Source organism: Mesorhizobium kowhaii, assembly GCF_003253745.1.
Lineage (GTDB): Bacteria > Pseudomonadota > Alphaproteobacteria > Rhizobiales > Rhizobiaceae > Mesorhizobium > Mesorhizobium kowhaii.
Map to the genome: position 1 here is coordinate 674,900 of NZ_MZXV01000032.1, position 21,928 is coordinate 696,827.

The window sequence follows — 21,928 nt, forward strand, 5'->3', positions numbered from 1 at the left end:
CTTCCAAAAGATCATGGTCAAACGAGACAATACAGGAAGCCTTCATGCAGACGCTGACACCCATCCTTTCGACGGTCACGGCGGCATTTCTGGCGTCCTTCGTCGAGGTCGTCGAGGCCTTCACCATCGTGCTCGCTGTCGGGGTGACGCGCAGCTGGCGCCCGGCACTGACCGGCGCCGCACTGGCGCTGGCGGTGCTGGCGGCACTGGTGCTGGCGTTCGGCCCGCTGCTGGCACTCGTACCCATCACCACGCTGCAGTTCGTCGTCGGGGTGCTGCTGATCCTGTTCGGCATGCGCTGGCTGCGAAAGGCCATCCTGCGCAGCGTCGGCGTCATCGCCCTGCATGACGAGGAGGCGGCCTTCTCCAAGGAGACCGCTGCCTTGCACCAGCAGGCCAACGACCGCCGCGCCGACTACCTCGCCGGGCTGACATCGTTCAAGGCGGTGCTGCTCGAGGGCGTCGAGGTGGTGTTTATCGTCATTGCCGTCGGCGCAGCACATCGGCAGACGCTTTACGCCAGCCTGGGCGCGCTGGCGGCGTTCGTCCTGGTGATGCTTATCGGCCTGGCGGTCCACCGGCCGCTGGCGCGCGTGCCGGAAAATGCGCTCAAATTCGTCGTCGGGCTGATGCTGACCAGCTTCGGCATCTTCTGGACCGGCGAAGGCATCGGCGCCGACTGGCCGGGCGCCGATCTCGCCTTGTTCGCCATCTTCGCCATCGTTGCGCTGGCGTCGTTTGCCATGGTGCGCTGGTTGCGCGGTGCCTACCCCACACTCACTGGAGGGCTCGCCCGATGAACGTCATTCGGGTCGCGGCCAAGGAATTCTTCGGCATGTTCGTCGATGACGGCAGTCTGGCGCTGCTGGCGCTGGTCCTGGTGGCTGTTGTCGCGGCGGCGGTGAAGCTGCTGGCGCTGCCGCCGCTTCTCGGCGGCGCCCTGCTGTTGCTGGGCTGCCTCGCCATCCTGTTGCAAAGCGTTCGCCGCGCCGCACGCGGGACCAATCGGTAGTGCTGGCGCTGGCGCGGCTGCTTTTAAGCTCCAAGCGCAAAGGGCATCAGCGACACGGTGCCAGTGACAGTTTCGCCTGGGGCGAGCACGATGATGCCCTCGTCCGGATCGTTCCATCCGCCCCGGTTGAAAGCGCCGGAGGCATTGGTCTGCGGTTCGACGCAGAAATAGGGCTTCGTCGCGTCGGCGTACAGCATCAGGTGCTTGAAGACGGGGTCGGCCTTGATGCGCAATCCTGCGCCGCGCGCCGGAAAGCGAAGCGTCGCCTCACCCGTCCAGCCGCCATAATCGTTGTTGCGCCAGCCGGCGGGTAAAGGCCGGCCGTCGGCGAAGTCGAGTTCGGGTGCAAGCGTGATCGGATCGCCCGCGATGTTTTGCGGTTCTTCCAGATAGAATCGCGTGGCTTCGAACTGCAATGTGACGTCCGGGTCGCGATCGAACCAGGGATGCAGGCCAAAACCGAACGGCATGCAAACTGGCCCCGTATTGGCCAGCGTCATGGTCACGCTGAGCCCTTCTTCGGACACCACGAAAGCCTGCGTCGCGTGATAGGAGTAGGGTTCGACGCCGGCTGCGATATCCAGCGACAGCGTTGCCTGGGCGTGGCCCGCCTGGGCGACGGTCCAGGCGTGTTTCCAGCCACTGCCATGCAGGTTGACTGTTTCGGGTGGATTGTTCGGCTGGACCTGCCAGCGCTTCGCTGCGAAGTCGAAGGCATTTCCAGCGATGCGGTTGGCGTAGGGCATCATCGGGAACATGGCCACGCCGAGCACGTTGCCCGCTTCGCGATCGTCATCGGAAAGCCGGCGCATGAGATCGATGCCGCGCCAGCGCAGCGCGCCCATACTGCCGCCAATTCGCGGCACGAGGTCGACCTCAAGCGCTCCTGCGTTGAGCGTCAACGGTTCAGGAATTACACCCATCGCCTGCCATCCATCCCCCATCGATATCGGGCATTTGGCCCGACGTGCGTGTTCAGTGGATCGCAGAAGAACACCGCGGCCGCAATCATTTCATCGATACAGTTGTGTCGGGGCTGGCGGTTATTCCGCGGCCGCACCGGCCACGTTCTTGCGAGCGGCATCGACCATCAGCCGCCGTGCCCGGAACACGCCCCATTGCTGGTCGACCAGCACGCCGATGAGGATGACGCCGCCCATCACCGCGAAGTTGAGGGAGGACGGAATGCCGAGCAGATTGACGAGGTTCTGCAGTTCCTGCAGCAGCACCGTGCCGAGGATGACGCCGATCAGCGAGCCCTCGCCGCCGCGCAGCGAGAAGCCGCCGAGCACCGCCGCGGCAATGGCATAAAGCTCGTAGAACTGGCCATGGCTGGCCGGCGAGATCGAGCGCGTGTACATGGCAAAATAGATCGCCGACAGCGCCGTCAGCACACCGCAGATGACATAGGCGGCCATGACGACACGGCCGGTGCGGATGCCGGAATATTTCGCCGCCTCCTCGTTCTTGCCGATGGCGTAGAGATAGCGGCCGAACACCGAGCGGTGCAGCACCACCCACATGACGATGGCGATGACGACCAGCGCGATGAAGCTGTTCGGCACGCCCCAGGAGCGGCCGGCCGTGAGGAATTCCAGCTCAGGAAAATTCTGGCCGAAGGCGAAACCGGCGGTGCCGTCGGCGGTGTAGAAGCGGGCGACGCCGCGATAGATCAGCAGGCCGCACAGCGTGACGACGAAGGGCTGCAGCTTGAGCCGGGTGATCAGCCAGCCATGCACCAGGCCGATGATGGCGCCGAGCGCGATGATCAGCACGAAGGCCAGAGGCCAGTCCAGATCGCGCACGGCGATGAAGTCGATGAACAGCGTTCCCAGCAACGCGACCACCGAACCGACCGACAATTCGATGCCGCCGGTGATGATGACGAAGGCCTGGCCGATCGACAGGATGCCGAACAGGCCGATCAGGTTCGAGGTGTTGGCGAGATTGATCGGCAAAAGAAAGCGCGGATTGATGATCGCCACGATGGTACCGACCACCAGGATCAGGATCAGCAGGCCGAGATCTTTCTTGCTCATCGTCTTCTCCCAAACGCCTGCTTGAACAGGTTCTACAAAGTGTTTCCCGCGACCGGGGCTACGGCAGAACAAAAAAACTATTGCGGCTGCTTGCCCACCGCCAGCAGCAGCACGTTTTCCTGGCTGAACTGGTCCTTGTCGAGAATGCCGGAGATCTGGCCCTCATGCATGACGGCAATGCGGTCGGACACGCCGATCACCTCTTCCATGTCGCTGGAGATCATCAGCACGGCGACGCCGGCGTCAGCCAGCGCCCGCATCAGCCCGTAGATTTCCGCCTTGGCGCCGATGTCGATACCGCGCGTCGGCTCGTCGAGGATCATCACCTTCGGGTTCATGGCCAGCCACTTGCCGAGCACGACCTTCTGCTGGTTGCCGCCCGACAGCGTGCCGGTGCGCGTCTGCACCGAGGGCGCCCTGATGCCGAGATTGGTCTTCTGCTTCTCGGCGGTGGCGGTCTCGGCACTTGCCGAAACCAGCGAGCGCCGTGCATGCGCCGGCAAATTGGGCAGCGAGATGTTCTGGGCGATCGACAGGTCGAGCAGGATGCCGGTCAGCTTGCGATCCTCTGGCACGAGAAAGATGCCTTGCGCGACGGCATCCGCCGCCGAGCCCAGAACAAGCGGCTTGCCGCCGAGTTCGAGCGCGCCGCCAAGGCTGCTGTCGATGCCGAAAAACACCCGTGCCAGCTCGGTGCGGCCGGAGCCGACAAGCCCGGCAAGACCGAGGATTTCGCCGCGCCTGACGTCGAGATCGACCGGCCGGCCGGGATAGGCAGGGGTGCGGACGGCCTTGGCCGACAGGGCGATGGCACCTGGCGCGCGCGCCGCCTCTGAGGCTTTCTCGCGCTCCTTCAGCATGCGGCCGATCATCAGCTTGACCATCTGGTCGTGGTTGATGGCGCTTTTCTGCAGCGTGCCGGCAAGCATGCCGTCCCGCAGCACCACGACGCGGTCGGCGACGCGCTCGACCTCATGCAGGCGGTGCGAAATAAAGATGACGCTGATGCCGTCAGCCTTCAGCGCCTTGATGACATCGAGCAATTTGTCGGTTTCGGCGAGCGGCAGGCTCGATGTCGGCTCGTCGAGGATGACCAGCCGCGCCTTGATCGACAGCGCCTTGGCGATCTCGACCATCTGCTGCTGGGCCAGCGACAAGGCGGCGACAGGCGTGTCGGCGGAGAAATTGGCGCCGACGCGCTTCAGCAGCGGCGCCACCATGGTGCGCAGCCGGGCGCGGTCGACGAGTTTCAGCGGGCCGGCGCGCAGCGGCTCGCGGCCGAAGAAGATGTTGGCGGCAACGTCGAGATTTTCGAACAGGTTGAGTTCCTGGTGGACGAAGGCGATGCCGGAACCGAGACTGGCTTCGACGGTGAGCCCATCATGCGCGATGCCGTCGACGGTGACGGTACCGGTGTCGGGCGTGGTGACGCCGCCGAGGATTTTCATCAATGTCGATTTGCCAGCGCCGTTCTCGCCTACGAGGCCGATGACCTCGCCCGGCCTGACCTCCATGGAGAAGCCATCGAGCGCCACGACGCCCGGATAGGTCTTGCGCACGTTCTCGAGGCTGAGGAACGGGGTGGACGCCGTTATGGATGTGTCGGAATAATTCATCATGCCTGACAGCAGCCGGTGGGCTACAGACTGACGGGCCTTCGCCGGCCCGTCAATACGATCGCCGGCTCAAGGCGAACCCTGAGCCGGCGTAACTGCTTTGTCTCAGTTTCCGGACATCGCCTTCAGATTGGCGGCATAGGCGTCGACGTCATCCTTGCCGATGATCTTGGTCGGGATGATGATGAGGCCGCCGGCCGGGATACCCGACTTGTCGCCCTTGAGATAGGAAGCCATCAGCTTCATGCCCTGATAGGCCCATTCGAAGGGCTGCTGCACGACGGTGGCGGCAACGGTGCCTTCCTTGACGCCGCCCAGCGTGATCGGATCGTCATCGAAGCCGACGACGGTGATCGAGCCGAGCTTGCCGGCGTCGCGCAGCGCTTCATAGATGCGCGGCGTGTTGTAGGAATAGAAGCCGACCATGCAGGTGACATCGGGGCTGGCGACCAGCGCGTCCTCGACGTTCTTCTTGGCGCGCGCCTGGTCGATGTCGTCGCCGCGCACGTCAATGAGTTCGATCTTGGTGCCGGCGAGACCGTCCTTCATGCCCTGGATGCGTTCCTTGGCATTGTCGGCGCCGAGCAGGCCGACGAAGCCGAGGCACTTGCCGCCATTGGGCATCGCTTTCTTGGCGATCTCGGCCGCCTGCTTGCCGGCATCGACATTGGACGAGCCGATATAGGCGACGCGCTTGGTCTGCGGGGCGTCGCTGTCGGTGGTGAACAGCGCCGTTTCCGAGGCGATCTTGTTGAGACCATCGGTGGAGGTCTTCGGATCGACCGCCGAGACCATGATGCCCTTCACGCCGGCCGTCACCAGATCGTCCATCAGCCGCTGCTGGATGGCGACCGAGGACTGCTCGGGATATTTAAGCTCCAGAGTGTAGTCCGGCAGTTCGCCTTGCGCCTTCTTGACGCCGGCTTCGGCGGCCTTCCAGAAGTCGGAAGCGCCGTTGACGACGAAGGCCAGCGTCGGCTTGTCGTCGGCGCGCGCGATGGCCGTCGCCGACAGGCCAAGCAGCAGCACAGCTGTGGCTACGGATGCATTTCGTATCAAGGATTTCATGTTCAACCTCCCGTTTGGCTCAGTCGTTCGACTGGCCGATCTTGCACTGACCTGATTTTGCCGTTTGCAGCTTGGACGCCTTCCTCCTCAAAGGGTTCCCGGCACCGAAAGAATGGCGTCGTTCCAGCCACGATCGTGGACTTTAGAGACTCATCCATCATTCGTAAATAGTCCGATTTGTCTGACATATCATTTGTCCGAGACAAAGTTTGCGGAGGTAGGATCCGCTCGCCATCGGGCTGTTCACGTACACTCCCGCCGCTCCCAACCGAGCGGGCCGGACGCGACGGATTGACGGTACAGCGCATTTTTGTATTAGTAAACAGTATTAGTTCCGAGGCGATATCTCAGGGCATATTGCGGTTTCGTGGCGTGCCTGTCGGCGAGCCGTTGCGTTGGCCGCGCCCGAGCCGAGCCTTGTGGCTTTTGAGTTTCGGACTGCGGTAACGGCGTGGTGGATGGACCACGAGGTCACTAATAGATATAAATGGCGATGACGATTTCTATAAATCGATAACATCACGCCATCTTGTCGGCCTGACCGGCTGCCGCTAGACAGGCCTAGGATTGGGGATGCCATGAGCGAGACGACGGATCCGGAAGCCCTCGATACGGCGCGGCGACGCAAGCCGCCGGCGAAGAGCGCCAGGGGTCGCGTCACCATGACCGACATCGCCAGGGCCGCCGGCTGCTCGCAGGCGACCGTTTCCTTCGTGCTCAACAATTCGCCCGGCATCAAGCTGTCACAGCAGACGCGCGAACGGGTGATCGAGGCCGCGCGCGCGCTCGGCTATTCGCCACCGGCCTTCTCGGCATTGCAGAAGCCATTGCCGGCGTTCGAGGGGCTGGACGGGGTGATCGGCTTCGCCGTCGATCAGCTTGCCACCAGCCCCGAAGCCGTCGTCGCCATCGAGGGCGCGCGGCAGGCCTCGTGGAATGCCGGCAATGTGCTGCTGGTGGCGCAGACGCTGGGCGATTCCGTCATGGAGCCGCGCGCCATCGCGGCGCTGACCAAGCGGGGCATTTCGGCGCTGATCTACATGACCATCTTCACCCGCGAGATATCGGCCCCCGACTATCTCTACGGCCTCGACATCCCGGTGATCCTGCTCAATTGCTACACGGCCGACTATGCCTTCCCGGCCGTGGTGCCGAGCGAGATCGCCGGCGGCCAAAGCTCCACCCGCCACCTGATCAGCCACGGCCACCGCCGCATCGCCACGATCACCGGCGAACCCTGGATGCAGGCAGCACAGGACCGGCTGAAGGGCTATCGCCGGGCGCTCGCCACCGCCGACATCCCGTTCGATCCGGAGCTGGTGGTCGAGGGCGACTGGTCGGCCAGCGCCGGCTATGCCGCGACCGTCAAGCTGCTGGCGCTGAAAGACCGACCGACCGCCATCTTCTGCCAGAACGACCGCACCGCGATCGGCTGCTACGAGGCGCTTAAGGAAGCCGGCCTGCACATCCCGCAGGACATTTCCGTCGTCGGCTACGACGACGAGGAAATCGCCCGGCATTTGTTCCCGCCGCTGACGACCTCGATCCTGCCGCATATGGCGATGGGCCAATGGGCGATCGAACAACTAGAGGCGCCGGCGGCGGCTGGGCGGGGACGCTATCCGATCACCAAGCTGGAGTGCCCGCTGGTGGAACGGGAGAGCGTGCGCGCTGTGGCGGCCGTGTCCTAAAGCGCGTTGCGTTTGAAAAGGTTCAGGCGACGCGCTTTAGGTCTTCCATTGTCGATGGGGCCTTCGCTAGCGGCGCGGCCAATGACGCGCGCTGGGAAAAAGGCGCGACCTTTCGTGCCGACCGAAATTCATGTCAGCGCTGTCACGGACCAGAACGGCACCCTTGGCATCCTCTCGATCCATACAACTGACGGCATGTTGAATGGCGCGCTAGATCGGCCGGCTGCCGATGCCATCGTGAACGCCATCAACGCAATCCGGTCAAAGCTGGATTCGGACGGCAGCGGAATCTAACTGCGCGCTATTCGGCGGTCCCGTCTACACGCTCGGCAATGGCGAACGCTTGTAAGTTCTTTGCCTTGCCGTGGTCCTGATCGGCATTGGCGATAATTGAGAAGAAGGCCGCGCGGGCGATATCCTTCTTTGACACCTTCGGGTGTTCTTTCTGCACCGCCTTAATTAGTTGCTTGGGACTCATCTCCGGCGTCACAACACGCATCAGCGTGTCGGCTATCGCCTGCATGTCTTCCGCGTTCATAACCTAGCACTCCACACCATCCCGATAAGGACCGCATCATATCAATGAGGCTAGGTCACGGCCAACAAATCAGGAGAAACCGATAATGTTAGAAGCCTTCAGAAAAGCTCCCGGCGAGTTTGTTATGATCGTCCCCTTACAATCGCCTTCACCCGCTTGGTGGTCTCGGCAAACGTGCCAGCGAGCGCTTTCCTGGCTTCGTTCATTACGCGTTCGCCATAAGCATCCACCGGATAACCAGTGTCCGCCAGCGTAGCCGCCTTAATCTTCTGAAGCTCACCGACCGGATTGGCGTCCTTCAGCACTATGCCAGCAAGTTGCGACCGCATGAAAAATTCGGTAGTGCATCAGTTTGAAATTGGCGGGCCTTGAATATGTCGCTGCGGCTGGGTAGCGCCATCTGGACACTAAGCCCTAGGATGTCGCATCCTCTTCTTGGGAGAAGGGGAGACTGCAATGGCCAGCAAAGTCAGGGCTATCCCAGTTTACACTGCCAAGGATTATCCTCGTATCCGCCAGCTTCCCGGCGCCGATGACATGCCGACGACTTGGGAAGAGTGGCATACGGATTTTGAAGCTTCTAAGGCGGAGAGACTCCACCGCCGCGACTTCACCCACGCCAAAGTCCTCGTCAGACCCGGCAAATTCAAAGGGTGGCTAGACGAAAACTCATTTTCGGCCACGGAGCATACGAGACAGCTCTACGCTCAGGAGCGGCTGGATTCAAAACGGGCAAGGCAGGAAGGGCGCCGCGAGTTGGAGCGAATGCTAATCGTCGAGAGGCAGCAGAGTTACATGCGGCCGCGACGCGTGGCGTACCATCCCCTCAACAATGGCTCATTCGGTCTATTCCATGCCGTTATAGCCGGCTTGCTCTTCGCCTGGCTTGCACATCATTGGCTTGGTTGAACATAGTCCTGCGTGCGATCTCGTGATCGCCGGCCAGTTTGCAGATTTCAAACTGATGCACTACCAAAAATTCTAAGGCGATAATTCGTCCCTGTAGGTTTTCTTCCACTGCCATGCCTTCCCCACCCGTTTCTACCGCAAGGGAACATACGCTTTATGGCCGTCTTCGCCATGGGGCACTACATCGAGAACACAGGCAACACGACACTGCGATATTTGGAGGTATTCAAAAGCGACTACTTCGCCGATGTGTCACTGAATCAATGGCTCGCCGCCACACCGTCGGAATTGGTCCGCGTCAGTTTGCGCGCCGACCCGCAGTTTCTGCACGCCTTGCGCAAGGAGAAGTCGCCTATCGTGCCAGCCTAATTTAGTCACAGCGTTTTGGAAGTGACTAGCTTTAGGGACACTGGGATAGTTCCATCCTCAGAGTCACTTACGATGGTCTCCTCGAAGAATTCATTCTTGATCCGAACATAGTACTCTCCGGCTGAAGCGCCAACTTCTGCTTTAACTTTGAAGTTGATTGTTGTCGTATCCTCGATGGTTATATAGTTGTCGTATACCACTAGGTGTGCCGCGTCACCTAAAGTGACAGCATCAATAAAGTCAATTACTAAGCATTGTGTATCGTTAAACCAACCACGGTCTGGGGCCACCGTCACACTGACAGTGACCGGATCTCCGCCTCTTACAGCACCCCCTTCAGGTGTATCGACACGTACTATATCTACTCTTGCCATGGCCCATCTCCCTTCGGCATTCTCAATTAACGATCGGAAACGCTAGTCCAAATCGCCGCGCCCGCCGCGGTTCATGGCGCCACCGGACCGTCCCATCGCACCGCCGGATCTGCCCATGGCGCCGCCTGATCGCCCCATCGCACCGCCGGATCTGCCCATTGCTCCACCCGATCGACCAAATGAACGCGGGTCCAACTCTGCACTTAACAGGACATCCTCGAGCGTTCCGGTGTCGAGTTCCAGCCGCATTGTCAGGTCACTCTTGTCGTAGACCCAGACCTGCATTCCGCGCGCGAACGAGCCTATCTGCGATGCGAGTCCGGTATACGCAGGGTCGCTTGGACCGCGGCTCATGACCTTGAGATCGGTGTCCCCCGGGGCTGGATAATCAACGACAGTGCCAGGCCCATGGACAAGAAGTATGGTCGGTCGGGCTAGCTCGTAGAACTGCGCTTCGAAGGTGAACGCATAAATCCTTGCCAGCAGGCTACCGGAGGCGTCAATCTGGTTCTGCAGGAATCTATTGTTGCCAAGTCTTGGAGGCCGTCCCCCATCGGCCCTCTTCTTAAGCTTCAAATCTTCAAGAACCCGACCGAACAAATGTATGGCCGGGGTATTTAGAATGGTTTCAGTTATCATGGATCACCCCATCTTCTGCATGTCGATCAAAGATCGGCGCCACTTCTGGACATCCAATATTTCTCGAAATAGCTCATGTCCGGCAGGCGCGCCTGGTCCAGTGGAAGAGCGATTCGGCCCTCATGAAAATGGCTCTTTCGGTTTGGCTTCGTCAGGCGAGGCCCGGCACGGTAGCGAAAAATCCCTCTCCGGTCGAAATCCCGGAAGATGATGCTTGATAGTTCTCCTCCGGTCACACTGTCGTCGACTGCGAGCATCGTTCTCGCCACGTCACCGTAGTCCAGGAAATCCGGGTCGAGAGCCCACAGCGTCTCGGCGAGATAGGTACCCACGATATCCCGCGCGTCGAGCAGCGCTTCGACGAAACCTTCTGGATTGCGGGCGAAGTCGCGGTCAAAGACTTCCTGGACCGGCAGCTCCGCAGCTGGGTCGATCTCGGCGAGGTCGGCAAGATCTTCGGCCTCAGGCGAGATCAGTCCTCGAGCCACCAAGCTCTCGTGAAAGACATCGACCAGAATGTCGAAGACGGCGCCGGTGAGAGGTTGTGACAGGGCATGCTCGTCGGTCCAGCCGTCCGCAAAATCGGCCATCGTCAGTTTGTTGTTGGCCTCGCGTATCTGGCGGTGCGGCGAGAATTCCGAGAAGCGAGAGAGTTGGTTGGCGATGTAGAGATTCCCGCGCGTCACCGTCAGAACATTTTCGATCACGGAGGGAAAATGCATGGCCGCGATCAACGAAACGCAGTCGGAAAAGGCCTCCTGAAAGCCCAGATATTCCGGGAACTCAGCTCCCGGGTTCGGCATGCCGAGGACGCTGTAGACGAACGCATGGCCAACCTCGTGCGCGATAATATCGAAGTCGAGGCTGAAGGGGAGCGCGCATCCGTCTTGCACGAATTGGCTGCCGAGCTCGAGGAAGCCGTAGCCGTATTGGGCGTTATCCCAACCCGGCAGGATCGAGATTTCCAGACGGTCGTAGTGATCGCTGAAATGCCAGATGAGCGGTTGGCCGATGTAACGCTCCCAAACGTCGAGCGTGAAGCGCACGCAACCGAACGCGTGCGCTGCTTCGAAGCCGGGCGTCGAGGGCTGATAGTGATCGAAATTGCCTTCCTCGTCGGGAACGGCCGGATCGAGGATCGCTCGCGTCCAGGGCGGCAGGGAGATGACGGGCGTGCCCAACGGGCCGTGGTTGACGCCATAGGGCCGCGTCTTGTCGACCGGCTCGACGACATACATACGATCGTCGGACGGGCCAGGTCCGACGCTGCCTCGCGGGGACGAAACCGTAATGATTTCAGGGCTTGACGTAGGGTCTTCGAACGGAGGCTGAACGAACAGCCTGAACCGGGTACCCATTCCCCACCTCTCGGTTATATTAGTAACCTAACATAATATCCGTGGGATGGCGAGGGCGTTGGTTTGTCAGGTTAAATCTTCCTGAAGGCCAGTTCTTGATTATCAGCAATAAAATTGCCTCAGGAACAATGCGGATCGCTACTGCAGGAGCTGGAGCAACTTCTGGTAGCGAGGATGACTGCGAATAGAGGCGAAATCGGAATCGTTCTTGAACCAGAGTCTCATCTCGGCGCTAGCCTGCGGCAGCCACGCTTCCAAAAGGTCGATCGAGCGTTCGAACTCCCCCAGCAACGCATAGGTACAAGCGGCGTTGTATTGGACGTTGATATCGCTAGGGGCGATCGCCAGAGACCGGTCAAGCCACTTCGCTGCCCTATCGGGTTCACCAAGGAAGGCCAGCACGATCGCCCCTAGGCAGGCACAATTGGCGTTCTCCGGATGCAGACGGAGTTCCTCTTCAGCTCTCTCCAATGCGATCCGCGCATAAAGCTCCGCGTCGTTCTGTTGGCCGAGAGTGCGGAAGACGTTCACCAGCATGACCGGTGCGCCGTAGTCGGTCGGTTTGATCTCCATAGCGCGCATGAAGTACGTCGCGGCGAGCTCGAACTGGCCGCCGGTTACGCAGAACTCGGCATAGTAGCGGTTGGCCTCGTGGCAATTGGGGTCGAGCGCGAGAGCCTGTTCGAACGTCGCCGCGGCCTCGGAACGGCGGTCGGCGAGAGACAGGGCAAAGCCCCTGGCTGAATGCGCCTCGGCCAAATTCGGGTCCAAAGCCAGGGCCTTATCGGCGGTCGCGAGAATGTTGTCCACTTGGATCGGTGAGCCGTACATCGACTGAAGGCGTACGTCGCTGACCGCCAAACCTGCATATGCGCGGGCATATCCCGGATCAAGCTCGATGGCCCTGATATAACTTTGTCTGGCCATCAGGTGGTTCGCTCTGGTCGCGATGTGGCTGTAATCGCGGCCTCGAAGATAATGCGTATAGGCTTCCACATTGTCCGTCGGCGCCTTCTCAATAGCCTTCTTCTCCTCGGGCAGGAGCCTGACCCTGAGTTGCGCCACGACCGCCTTGGCGATTTCGTCCTGCACGGCGAAGATGTCGGTGAGGTCGCGGTCGTAGCGGGCAGCCCAGACGTGTCCGTCTGTGGCGCCCTCGATCAGCTCGGCATTGATCCTGACCCGGTTTCCCGCCTTGCGGACGCTGCCCTCGACAATGTAGCCGACGCCAAGCTCCCTGGCGATGCGTTCCATCTTGTCGGTCCTGCCCTTGAAGGCGAAGACCGTGTTGCGGCTGAGCACGAACAGGCCGGAGACGTTCGAGAGGTCGGTTATGATATCTTCAGTGATGCCGTCGCTGAAATACTGCTGGTCGGGATCATTGCTCAGATTGGCGAAGGGTAGGATCGCCACCGACGGCTTGTCGGACCGCACTAGCGTCTGGACGCTCCTGGCCGCAATATGCGTCTCGACATGCGGGACGCCCTGGTCCCAGTTGGCGAAATAGACGCGCACCGGCTGAGCAATGTTCTTGACGGTCATGGCGCCCTGATCGGCGAAGTCGACGCCCAGCTTGTTACCGACCGCATGGCGCACCGCTTCCGAACAGGCGATGCCGCCGGGTATCGCGAGGCCCTGCAGCCGCACCGCAAGATTGACGCCGTCGCCATGGAAATCATCACCGTCGACGATGATGTCGCCAAGGTTGATGCCCATGCGAAACTTGAAATGCCGGTCCTCGGGGATGCCGACATTCCGCTCGGACATGCCGCGTTGGATCTCGACCGCGCAGCGCGCCGCATTGATTACGCTGCCGAACTCCACCAGGAAGCCGTCACCCATCACCTTGAAGATGCGCCCACCGTGCTTGGTGACGGTCGGATCGAAGAACTCCCGTCGATGCTGCCGAAGGAGATTGAGCGTGTGCTCTTCGTCGACCTCCATAAGACGGCTATAGCCGACCACATCTGCGGCCAGGATCGCCGCCAGCCGACGCTCAACATGCTCCTCGGACATGTCGTCTCCTGAAATCGCAGACAATGGTTCTGCCTGATTTAGTTCTATCTGATTTACCTCCTCGGCGCCAACGCCGCTGGAATGGTCGCTCGCGCCGGTCCCGATACGGTTGCCAAATCAGGTGGCGCAGCACTCGTCCCTCGCTGTGGCTTCATGCGATTTCTGCAGGATGGCGGGCAGGATTTCCGCCAAAGCGCCTCGTCCAGCACCCCAGAAAGCGAAAAAGCCGCGGCGGAGGAGCGGGTGAAGCGATTCGAACGCTTGACCCCAACCTTGGAAACGTCAATTTCTGCTAACGCTGCCCTATCCGAATCTCCGCTACCAGAATCCGAGATGATCAATACAGTGAAATGATGCAGGTTCTTCTGGACCAGGTGGCAAGCGGGCAGCTGAGCAGACGCAGCTTCCTGGCTTGAGCATATGGACCCTCTTGGGTAATACAAATTGAAAATTGCGCCCTCATGTTTCAAAACAGGTCGGTAAGGGTGGTTTGGAAGCCTGCCGGGTCGCCTACGGTCCTCAAGGCGAGAATTCTAAAAGACGTTCAACAATGACCCAGCACGTACAAAACGCTCGAATTCTCATGTACAGCCACGACACGTTCGGGCTCGGCCACTTGCAGCGCTGCCGGACGATCGCGCATTCGCTGGTCGAGGATTTCCGCGGACTTCAGGTGCTTATCATTTCGGGTGCGACTATCGCTGGCGCCTTCGACTACCGCGCCCGTGTCGACTTCGTGAAGATCCCCAGCGTCATCAAGTTGCGCAACGGCGAATACACCTCGCTGGAAAAGGATATCGATCTGCATGAGACGCTAAGGATGCGCCAGTCGATCATCCGCCACACAGCCGAGACCTTCCGGCCGGATATCTTCATCGTCGACAAGGAACCGCTCGGCCTGCGCGGTGAGATCGAGGACACGCTGTCCTACCTCAAGACGCGGGGCACCACGCTCGTGCTTGGCCTGCGCGAGGTGATGGATGCGCCGCATCTGCTCGAAGCAGAGTGGGCACGCAGGGATGTGATGCGCAAGATAGGCCTGTTCTACGACAAGGTCTGGGTCTATGGTCCGCCGGATTTCTACGATCCATTGACCGGCTTGGATGTGCCGCCGGCTGTCAGGGCAAAGATGAAGTTCGTCGGCTTCCTGCAACGGAGCCTGCAGAAGAACGAGTTGCCCGGCCACCGGCCCGAGGGCGACTATATCCTCGTTACCACCGGTGGCGGCGGTGACGGCGCCGAACTGATCCACGACGTCATCGATGCCTATCAGCAGGATCCGCAATTGCAGCATAGGGCGCTGATCGTGCTTGGGCCTTACATGCCGGCGCGCAAGCGCAACAAGCTGCTCAAGAAGGGGGCCAAGATCCCCTATATCAAGATCATCGAGTTCGACAACCGCATGGAAGAGCTGATTGCCGGCGCCAAGGCGGTAGTGGCGATGGGCGGTTACAACACCTATTGCGAGATACTGTCTTTCGACAAGCCGGCGCTGATCGTGCCGCGCGTCAAGCCCCGCGAGGAACAACTGATCCGCGCACGGCGCGCAGCCGAACTCGGCCTCATCGAGATGCTTTTGCCGGAAGAAGCCGAGGATTCCCAGCGGTTTGCCGATGCACTGGAGGTGCTGCCAGACCGGCCCCGCCCATCGCAGAGCAATCCGCATCTGACACTGGAAGGGCTGCCTCATATTTCCGAAATCGTCGCGGAACTGCTCGACCGGCGGGCCGGCCATCACCTTTCGGTCATTGAGGCATGAACTGAGTTGCAACGTCGCAAGATCGTCGTGGTTCTGAAGGGCTATCCGCGGCTGTCGGAAACCTTCATCGCGCAGGAACTGCTCGGTCTGGAGCGTGCGGGGTTCGACCTAATACTCGTCTCGCTCAGGCGGCCGACCGACGCAAAACGCCACCCCGTGCATGACGAGATCAAAGCGCCCGTCCATTATCTGCCGGAATATCTGCATGAAGAGCCATTGCGCGTGGTTCGCTCGCTGTTTGCTTATCTGCTGCGGCCGGGCTTCTGGCGCGCGCTCGGATCGCTGGCTGCCGATATCCCCCGCGACTTTACGCGCAATCGCGTGCGCCGCTTCGGGCAAGCGCTCGTGCTGGCGGCCGAATGGCCGGAAGACGCGGGCTGGCTGCATGCTCATTTCGCGCACACGCCGGCATCGGTGACGCGCTATGCCAGCCAGCTTCGTGGCCTGCCCTGGAGCTGCTCGGCCCATGCCAAGGACATCTGGACTTCGGCGGACTGGGATCTGACTGGCAAGCTTTCCTCGGCGCGCTGGACGGTCACTTGCACGAAAACCGGCTTCGACCGTCTGAAAAAACTCGCTAACGGCAACTCGTCTGTGCATCTGAGCTATCATGGGCTCGACCTTGATCGCTTCGGCAGTTTCGGCGAGGCGCGAAAACAGCATGACGGCTCGGCGCCGGACGAACCGGTTATCGTTCTGAGTGTCGGGCGCGCCGTTGAAAAGAAAGGTTACGATACCTTGCTGGAGGCCCTTGCCCTCTTGCCTGGTGATTTGGCGTGGCGTTTCGAGCATATCGGCGGCGGCGAGGAGCTGGAACGGCTCAAGGCGCTGGCGCAAAAGCTCGGACTGGATGGTCGCGTCTCTTGGAAAGGCGCGCTTGCGCAGGAGGAGGTGCTTGAGCACTACCGCTGCGCCGACATCTTCGCCCTGGCCTGCAGGATCACCGCAAATGGCGACCGGGACGGTCTGCCGAATGTTCTGGTGGAGGCGGCAAGCCAGCGGCTTGCCTGCGTGTCGACCGATATTTCCGGCGTGCCGGAGCTTTTATCGCCGGATGAAACCGGGCTGCTGGTTCCGACGGAAAACCCAATTGCGCTGGCACAGGCGCTGGAGCGCCTGATCCGTGATCCCGTGCTGCGCGCCCGCCTCGGCGACGCCGCAGAGCGGCGCGTGCGCGGCGATTTCGATCATATGGCAAGCATTGGACAGCTCAAGGAACTGTTCGAGCGGGAGTGGCGGACCGCCGAATGAAGCGGCTGCACGCTTTCTTCTATGTCCAGCACCTGCTCGGTATCGGCCATCTCGCGCGCGCCAGCCGCATTGCGGCGGCTCTGGTCGATGACGGATTTGACGTAACCGTCGTGACCGGCGGAGCGCCGATCGCGGGGTTTCCGGGACTGGGTGTAAAATCTGTAACCCTGCCACCTGTCACCTCCGGTGATGAAGGATTTTCCGGACTTGTCGACCTGCAGGGCAAACCCATCGACGATGATTTCAAGAAATGGCGTTCAGAGATGCTGCTGCAGGCATTCCGGGATTGCAGGCCTGATATCGTCATTGTCGAGGCGTTTCCATTTGGACGCCGGCAGATGCGTTTCGAACTCTTGCCGCTGATCGAGGCCATCGACGCGACGTCGCCCAGACCGCTGCTGGCGACGTCCGTCCGTGATATCCTTCAGGAGCGCGTCAAGCCGGGCCGAAACGAGGAAACGGTCGATCTCATCAACAGACATTTCGACCTTGTTATGGTCCACGGCGATCCGGCTTTCGCAACCATCGACAAGACATTTCCACTGGCTGGGGCGATCAGGGCCGAGGTCACCTACACAGGGCTCGTTGCCGCGCCGCCAACGCCCGCGGCCTCCGAGCGCTTCGACGTTCTGGTGTCGGTTGGCGGCGGGGCTGCCGGAAAGAGCCTTGTCAGCTCCACCATCGCAGCGGCGCGGAATGCCAACAACGGTTGGAAATGGTGCTTGATCACCGGCCCAAACCTGCCGAAAGACGAGTTTGACGCGATCGCACGCGATGCCACGCCGGGCCTGTCTATCTTCCGGTTCCGCGAGGATTTCGCCAGCCTGCTGACGGGCGCCCGCCTGTCAGTCTCGCAGGCGGGTTACAACACGGTCTGCGATGTCCTGCGCGCGGGTTGTCGCTCCCTGCTCGTTCCATTTGCAGCCGGCGGGGAAACCGAACAGACGGTTCGCGCCCTGATGCTCGAAGAACTCGGTCTTGCAACCGTGCTGATGGAAAAGGACCTAACGCCTGAAGGTTTGGCGCAAGCGATCGAACAGGCGCTTGTGGGGCCGACGCCATCCGCGCATCGCCTCGATCTGGAAGGCGCGCGTCACTCGGCGCAAATCCTGCGCGAACGGTATCGAACATGGTCCCTAAAAGTGGGGCCAGGTTTCGGAAAAGTTCATGATCAAACCGACGATAGATCCTAGAGCCGCTCATCGTTTCACGGAAACGCAGAACCGCTCTATCTCTTTGTTTTTGACGCAATTCCGGACGGAAAACCGTTTCACACTTTTCCTGGAATTGCTGTAACGCGCGTCGCGTCTGGCGAGATTCGTGCGACGCGCTTCAAGTCCTTGTTTTTATGCATGTCTTTGTCCCAACACCGCTACGCACTTTTGGGCGAAATGCATTAAACAGTTCCAATCAGCATGAAGCGCGTATAATTTTTTGTCGGCAGTTCGCCGGAGAACCGCACCTCCCGGAGCGCCGCCATTGCTTCGAAGGCTGCAAGTGAGGCCACGCAGTTGATGTGCGTCGGCTCGCTGAAATAATCGTTCGATTGCAGCAGTACGTTCGTGCCCCGCGGAAGCAGAGCAAGCCAGGCGCGCAGATCGGCTATGTGTTCGCAGCTCGTATTGACCATCAGGTCGGGCCGCCCGGCCGCATAGTCGAGTGCGTACATATCTGCCGTCAGCGCCCGGAACCGGTCGCCGGCTTCCCGGTTGAGGGTCCGGGCGACCGGCGCGACTTCGGGATCGATGTCGATGCTGTCGACCGCCGCGATGTCGAAGCGGGCGTCGTTGAAAAGCATTGCCGGCAATACGCCGTACCATCCACCCAGAACCCATATGCGCTCGAACCGGCCGCCGCAGCTTTCGAACAGCCTGTCGAGCGCCCACATCTTGCAGGCGACCTGCTTGTGGTTGAAGGCGTTGGCGATATCGGCCTTCGGATGCTTGGTGATGACGCGCGCCAGCCCTGCCACGAGAGGGCAGTTGACATAGGCAGCAATCCCCCGCGTGAGGTCCAAGGCTTGCTCGTGCCAGTCCGTGCCGGCATTGCGTGGTTGCGTGACATCCATCATATTCGTCTTGTATGTTGGGATTTCGGGCGACACAACGCAATCTTGCCTCCTGCAAGGCTGTTCGATTCGCGGACGTGATTATGCTGCAAGCCGCTTCGCCATTGGCCGGTGCCGGAGAGAGCCTGTTGCATCTGTCCAGACCATCGGCGTCCATCCGCCAGCACCTGCCGCGCAGCTGCGGCCTCGTGCTGCCCGGCTATTCGCCAAAACCCTATGGAAGCCGCGAACCGCTTGGCCAGTTGCTTTCTTCGCTGACCAACAATGCCCATGTCGTTGTCATCGACCATGCGCCGGAACTGGACCGCGCCGCCTCGCAGGTTCCTTCCATCGTTGAGCGCAGGACAATCTGCGTGCACTGCAGCTTCGAGCCTGTCGCTGGCGACGAAGAAATTGCCGATACGCCATTCGCCAGCAGGTGCTTTTGCATCCTGCATCCTTCCAACTGAAGGGTCCACAGTCGCATATGGAACCCAGCCTAGCCCGTTACATCTGGACGCACACCAAGAAGCAGCAGCTCTGGATATTGATGATCGTCGTGCTTTCGATGATCCCGTATTTCATGTCCTTCGACCTGCCGAAGCTGATCGTCAACGGCCCGATCCAAGGTAGGGGCTTCGAGCAACCGGGCGCGACCCTGCCATTCATGAGGCTGCACTATAACCTGCCGTTCATTGGAGAGGTCCAGTTCTTCTCCGGTTTTCAGCTCGACCGCAAGGAGACGCTGTTTGCCCTGAGCGTTGTGTTCCTCTTGCTAGTCATCATCAACGGCCTGTTCAAACTCTACATCAACACCTACAAGGGCCGCCTCGGCGAGCGCATGCTGCGGCGTATCCGCTTCGATCTGGTCGATCGTGTGCTGCGGTTTCCGCCGGTTTACTTCAAGCGGGTGAAATCCGCCGAAGTGGCGACCATGGTGAAGGACGAGGTGGAGCCGCTGGGCGGCTTCATCGGCGATGCCTTCCTGCAACCGGTACTGCTCGGCGGCCAGGCGCTGACGGCCATGCTGTTCATCATGGTCCAGAACGTCTGGCTCGGAATGATAGCGGTCGTGATCGTGGTGATCCAGATCGTGCTCATCCCCCGAATGCGCCGGCGGCTGATCGTGCTCGGGCGCGAACGGCAGTTGACGGCGCGCGCGCTTTCGGGCCGGGTTGGCGAAATCGTCGACGGCATCGGCGCGGTTCACGTCCACGATACATCAAACTATGAGCGCGCCGACATAGCTGCCCGGCTCGGACTCATCTTCAAGATCCGCTTCGATCTTTACCAATGGAAATTCATGGTGAAGTTCCTCAACAATTTTCTCGCGCAGCTCACGCCCTTTCTGTTCTACATGATCGGCGGGTATCTGGTCATCCAGGGGCGGCTGGACGTCGGGCAGCTCGTGGCCGTGATCGGCGCCTACAAGGACCTGCCCGGACCGATGAAGGAACTGATCGACTGGGATCAGGCGCGGCAGGATGTCCAGGTCAAATATCAGCAGGTCGTTGAACAATTCACCGTCGATGGTCTCATCGCGCCGAGAATCGGGGCATTGACGATCGACAATCCCGATCCGATGACCAACCCCCTGTCCGCGATCGGTCTGTCCATAGCAGACGATGGCGGTGCCATGCTCCTCGACCGTATCTCCCTCCAGGTCAAGCCGGGTGAGACGGTGGCGCTGGTCAGTACCGCAACAGGTGGAGCGGAGGCGCTTGCAGAAGCCTTCGCACGGCTGAACTGGCCAGACAGCGGAAGGGTCGCTTCGGGCGCCGACGACCTGCTTGAACTCCCCGAAGCAGTGACCGGCCGGCGCATGTCCTATGCCTCGTCGGATGTTTTCCTGCTCCAGGCAAGCCTCCGCGATAACCTGCTCTACGGGTTGAAGCATGCGCCGTTGACATCGGTGACTTATGACGGTGCTGCGGCAGACCAGCACCGATGGAACATCCACGAGGCGCGCCGGTCGGGCAATCCGGAGCTTGATATCCACAGCGACTGGATCGACTATGCTTCCACCGGCGCTACCGGCCCGCACGACCTCTTTGAAGCCGTGCGCCGGGTGCTCGACGCGGTTGTTCTGTCGCGCGATATTCTGGACCTTGGCTTGCGCTCTTCGGCTGACCTCACGCGTCACACGGAGCTTGCCAGGCGGATCGTCGAACTGCGTGCGGCGCTGCGAACCCGGCTGGAACAAGAAGGGCTGAGCGGACTGGTGGTGCCTTTCGAACCGGGCGCCTACAACAAGGAAGCGACGATCGGCCAAAACCTGCTCTTCGGTGCTGCCGCCGGCCCCGAACTGGCCGACAGGGCTCTAGCGGCCAATCCCTATTTTGCTTCTGTGCTGAAACAAGCCGGCCTCGACCGCACGCTCTACGAAATGGGCATGGAGATCGCCAAACAGGCGATCGAGCTGTTTGCCGACCTGCCGCCCGATCACCAGTTCTTCCAGCAGCTCGCCTTCATGAGCGCCGAGGAGATACCCGCCTACGAAACCTTGCTGCAACGGCTCAAGAACCGTCCCCACGAGGCGGTTTCGGAGAACGACCGCGCCATGATCGTCACCCTGAGCTTTGCCTATATCGAGCCCCGGCACCGCTTCGGCCTGCTGAGCGACGAGCTGATGAGCAAGATCGTCGCTGCACGCAACCGGTTCTATGAAAACCTGCCGCCCGAGCTGCAAAATGCGATCGAACGGTATGATCCTGCCAAATACATTGCCGCGGCCACCGTCATGGATAATGTCCTGTTCGGGCGTGTGGGCAACAACCATCCCGACGCGCCGGACCGCATACGCTCCATCGTCTATGACATTCTTGACGAACTGGGGCTTTATGCCGAACTTCTGGATGTCGGCCTGGACTTCAACGTCGGCTCCGGCGGCAGGCGGCTGACCGGTGGACAGCGACAGAAGCTCGATGTTGCCCGGGCCCTGCTCAAGCGTCCCGATTTTCTCATTCTCAACCGGCCGCTGTCGGCGCTCGACCAGCGCATGCAGGATAAGGTGCTGCGAAACGTGCTCGAGGAAGCCAGGCGCGACGGCCATTCGCCGGCAATTGTGTGGGTCGTGACGAGTCCGGCAATGGCGATGATGTTCGATCGCGTTATCGTCTTCGACTCGGGTCAATTGGTGGAAGACGGAACACACGAGACACTTTTGGCAGGGAACGGTATCTTCAAGGAACTGTTGTCATAGACTAGTCTGGCAAACGCGAATTTTGGGAAGGTTTGCGACA

At 60.7% G+C, this 21,928-nt stretch carries 22 protein-coding genes; 11 read left to right on the forward strand and 11 right to left on the reverse strand.

The window, feature by feature from the left end:
* Positions 1–44 precede the first annotated feature (44 nt).
* Together B5V02_RS16075 and B5V02_RS16080 are read left to right on the forward strand one after the other, a co-directional pair.
* Entirely contained in the window at positions 45–800 is a 756-nt protein-coding gene (locus B5V02_RS16075; protein WP_111545095.1) for a COG4280 domain-containing protein, read from the forward strand.
* Positions 797–1,012: a hypothetical protein gene (locus B5V02_RS16080; RefSeq protein WP_111545096.1), complete on the forward strand. Its 216-nt coding sequence runs from the start codon at positions 797–799 to the stop codon at positions 1,010–1,012. The genes B5V02_RS16075 and B5V02_RS16080 overlap by 4 nt, the downstream gene beginning before the upstream one ends.
* 23 nt (positions 1,013–1,035) lie before the next feature.
* Here the strand turns inward: B5V02_RS16080 and B5V02_RS16085 are convergent, their stop codons facing one another.
* The 4 genes from B5V02_RS16085 to B5V02_RS16100 form a co-directional block, all read right to left on the reverse strand.
* Entirely contained in the window at positions 1,036–1,935 is a 900-nt protein-coding gene (locus B5V02_RS16085; protein ID WP_111545097.1) for an aldose 1-epimerase, read from the reverse strand.
* 120 nt (positions 1,936–2,055) lie between these two features.
* A complete protein-coding gene (locus tag B5V02_RS16090; protein ID WP_111545098.1) occupies positions 2,056–3,051 on the reverse strand; it encodes an ABC transporter permease in 996 nt (331 codons plus the stop codon).
* Positions 3,052–3,128: 77 nt separating this feature from the next.
* A complete protein-coding gene (locus tag B5V02_RS16095) occupies positions 3,129–4,667 on the reverse strand; it encodes a sugar ABC transporter ATP-binding protein (RefSeq protein WP_111545437.1) in 1,539 nt (512 codons plus the stop codon).
* A 105-nt stretch (positions 4,668–4,772) separates the two neighbouring features.
* Positions 4,773–5,735, reverse strand: a complete 963-nt coding sequence (locus B5V02_RS16100; RefSeq protein WP_111545099.1) for a sugar-binding protein — start codon at positions 5,733–5,735, stop codon at positions 4,773–4,775.
* Positions 5,736–6,313: 578 nt separating this feature from the next.
* Between B5V02_RS16100 and B5V02_RS16105 the strand changes: the two genes are divergently transcribed.
* Together B5V02_RS16105 and B5V02_RS16110 are read left to right on the forward strand one after the other, a co-directional pair.
* The gene (locus tag B5V02_RS16105; RefSeq protein ID WP_167458511.1) at positions 6,314–7,426 is read left to right on the forward strand and encodes a LacI family DNA-binding transcriptional regulator; all 1,113 of its coding nucleotides are present in this window, start codon (positions 6,314–6,316) and stop codon (positions 7,424–7,426) included.
* Between the two features lie 81 nt (positions 7,427–7,507).
* Entirely contained in the window at positions 7,508–7,720 is a 213-nt protein-coding gene (locus B5V02_RS16110) for a hypothetical protein (protein ID WP_111545100.1), read from the forward strand.
* Positions 7,721–7,727: 7 nt separating this feature from the next.
* Here the strand turns inward: B5V02_RS16110 and B5V02_RS16115 are convergent, their stop codons facing one another.
* Together B5V02_RS16115 and B5V02_RS16120 are read right to left on the reverse strand one after the other, a co-directional pair.
* Positions 7,728–7,964 (reverse strand): hypothetical protein, encoded by a 237-nt coding sequence (locus tag B5V02_RS16115; RefSeq protein WP_111545101.1) that lies wholly within the window; start codon positions 7,962–7,964, stop codon positions 7,728–7,730.
* 122 nt (positions 7,965–8,086) lie between these two features.
* Complete coding sequence (locus B5V02_RS16120; RefSeq protein ID WP_111545102.1) at positions 8,087–8,293, reverse strand: hypothetical protein; 207 nt, start codon at positions 8,291–8,293, stop codon at positions 8,087–8,089.
* A gap of 127 nt (positions 8,294–8,420) precedes the next feature.
* Between B5V02_RS16120 and B5V02_RS16125 the strand changes: the two genes are divergently transcribed.
* Positions 8,421–8,873 carry a hypothetical protein gene (locus B5V02_RS16125; RefSeq protein WP_111545103.1) on the forward strand — a complete coding sequence of 151 codons (453 nt, stop codon included), beginning with the start codon at positions 8,421–8,423 and terminating at the stop codon, positions 8,871–8,873.
* Between the two features lie 156 nt (positions 8,874–9,029).
* Positions 9,030–9,242, forward strand: coding sequence for a cupin domain-containing protein (locus tag B5V02_RS16130; RefSeq protein WP_111545104.1), 213 nt, complete (start codon positions 9,030–9,032; stop codon positions 9,240–9,242).
* Between the two features lie 5 nt (positions 9,243–9,247).
* Here B5V02_RS16130 and B5V02_RS40105 read toward each other — a convergent pair whose 3' ends face one another.
* From B5V02_RS40105 to B5V02_RS16150, 4 genes are all read right to left on the reverse strand, one after another.
* Positions 9,248–9,616 (reverse strand): hypothetical protein, encoded by a 369-nt coding sequence (locus tag B5V02_RS40105; protein ID WP_146606075.1) that lies wholly within the window; start codon positions 9,614–9,616, stop codon positions 9,248–9,250.
* Positions 9,617–9,658: 42 nt separating this feature from the next.
* Entirely contained in the window at positions 9,659–10,255 is a 597-nt protein-coding gene (locus B5V02_RS16140; RefSeq protein ID WP_111545106.1) for a hypothetical protein, read from the reverse strand.
* Positions 10,256–10,281: 26 nt separating this feature from the next.
* A complete protein-coding gene (locus B5V02_RS16145) occupies positions 10,282–11,613 on the reverse strand; it encodes a gluzincin family metallopeptidase (protein ID WP_111545107.1) in 1,332 nt (443 codons plus the stop codon).
* A gap of 138 nt (positions 11,614–11,751) precedes the next feature.
* Positions 11,752–13,629, reverse strand: a complete 1,878-nt coding sequence (locus B5V02_RS16150) for an adenylate/guanylate cyclase domain-containing protein (RefSeq protein ID WP_111545108.1) — start codon at positions 13,627–13,629, stop codon at positions 11,752–11,754.
* A gap of 550 nt (positions 13,630–14,179) precedes the next feature.
* Here B5V02_RS16150 and B5V02_RS16155 point away from each other — a divergent pair.
* The 3 genes from B5V02_RS16155 to B5V02_RS16165 are packed head-to-tail and all read left to right on the forward strand — an operon-like array spanning position 14,180 to position 17,832.
* The gene (locus tag B5V02_RS16155; protein WP_111545109.1) at positions 14,180–15,388 is read left to right on the forward strand and encodes a glycosyltransferase family protein; all 1,209 of its coding nucleotides are present in this window, start codon (positions 14,180–14,182) and stop codon (positions 15,386–15,388) included.
* Between the two features lie 6 nt (positions 15,389–15,394).
* Positions 15,395–16,639 carry a glycosyltransferase gene (locus B5V02_RS16160; protein ID WP_111545110.1) on the forward strand — a complete coding sequence of 415 codons (1,245 nt, stop codon included), beginning with the start codon at positions 15,395–15,397 and terminating at the stop codon, positions 16,637–16,639.
* Complete coding sequence (locus tag B5V02_RS16165; protein ID WP_111545439.1) at positions 16,636–17,832, forward strand: glycosyltransferase family protein; 1,197 nt, start codon at positions 16,636–16,638, stop codon at positions 17,830–17,832. Before B5V02_RS16160 ends, B5V02_RS16165 begins: the two co-directional genes overlap by 4 nt.
* A 203-nt stretch (positions 17,833–18,035) precedes the next feature.
* Here the strand turns inward: B5V02_RS16165 and B5V02_RS16170 are convergent, their stop codons facing one another.
* Entirely contained in the window at positions 18,036–18,707 is a 672-nt protein-coding gene (locus B5V02_RS16170) for a class I SAM-dependent methyltransferase (protein WP_111545440.1), read from the reverse strand.
* 83 nt (positions 18,708–18,790) lie between these two features.
* Here B5V02_RS16170 and B5V02_RS16175 point away from each other — a divergent pair, with 83 nt between their 5' ends.
* Together B5V02_RS16175 and B5V02_RS16180 are read left to right on the forward strand one after the other, a co-directional pair.
* Complete coding sequence (locus tag B5V02_RS16175; RefSeq protein ID WP_111545111.1) at positions 18,791–19,156, forward strand: hypothetical protein; 366 nt, start codon at positions 18,791–18,793, stop codon at positions 19,154–19,156.
* A 17-nt stretch (positions 19,157–19,173) separates the two neighbouring features.
* Positions 19,174–21,888 carry an ABC transporter transmembrane domain-containing protein gene (locus tag B5V02_RS16180; RefSeq protein ID WP_111545112.1) on the forward strand — a complete coding sequence of 905 codons (2,715 nt, stop codon included), beginning with the start codon at positions 19,174–19,176 and terminating at the stop codon, positions 21,886–21,888.
* The last annotated feature ends 40 nt before the right edge of the window (positions 21,889–21,928 follow it).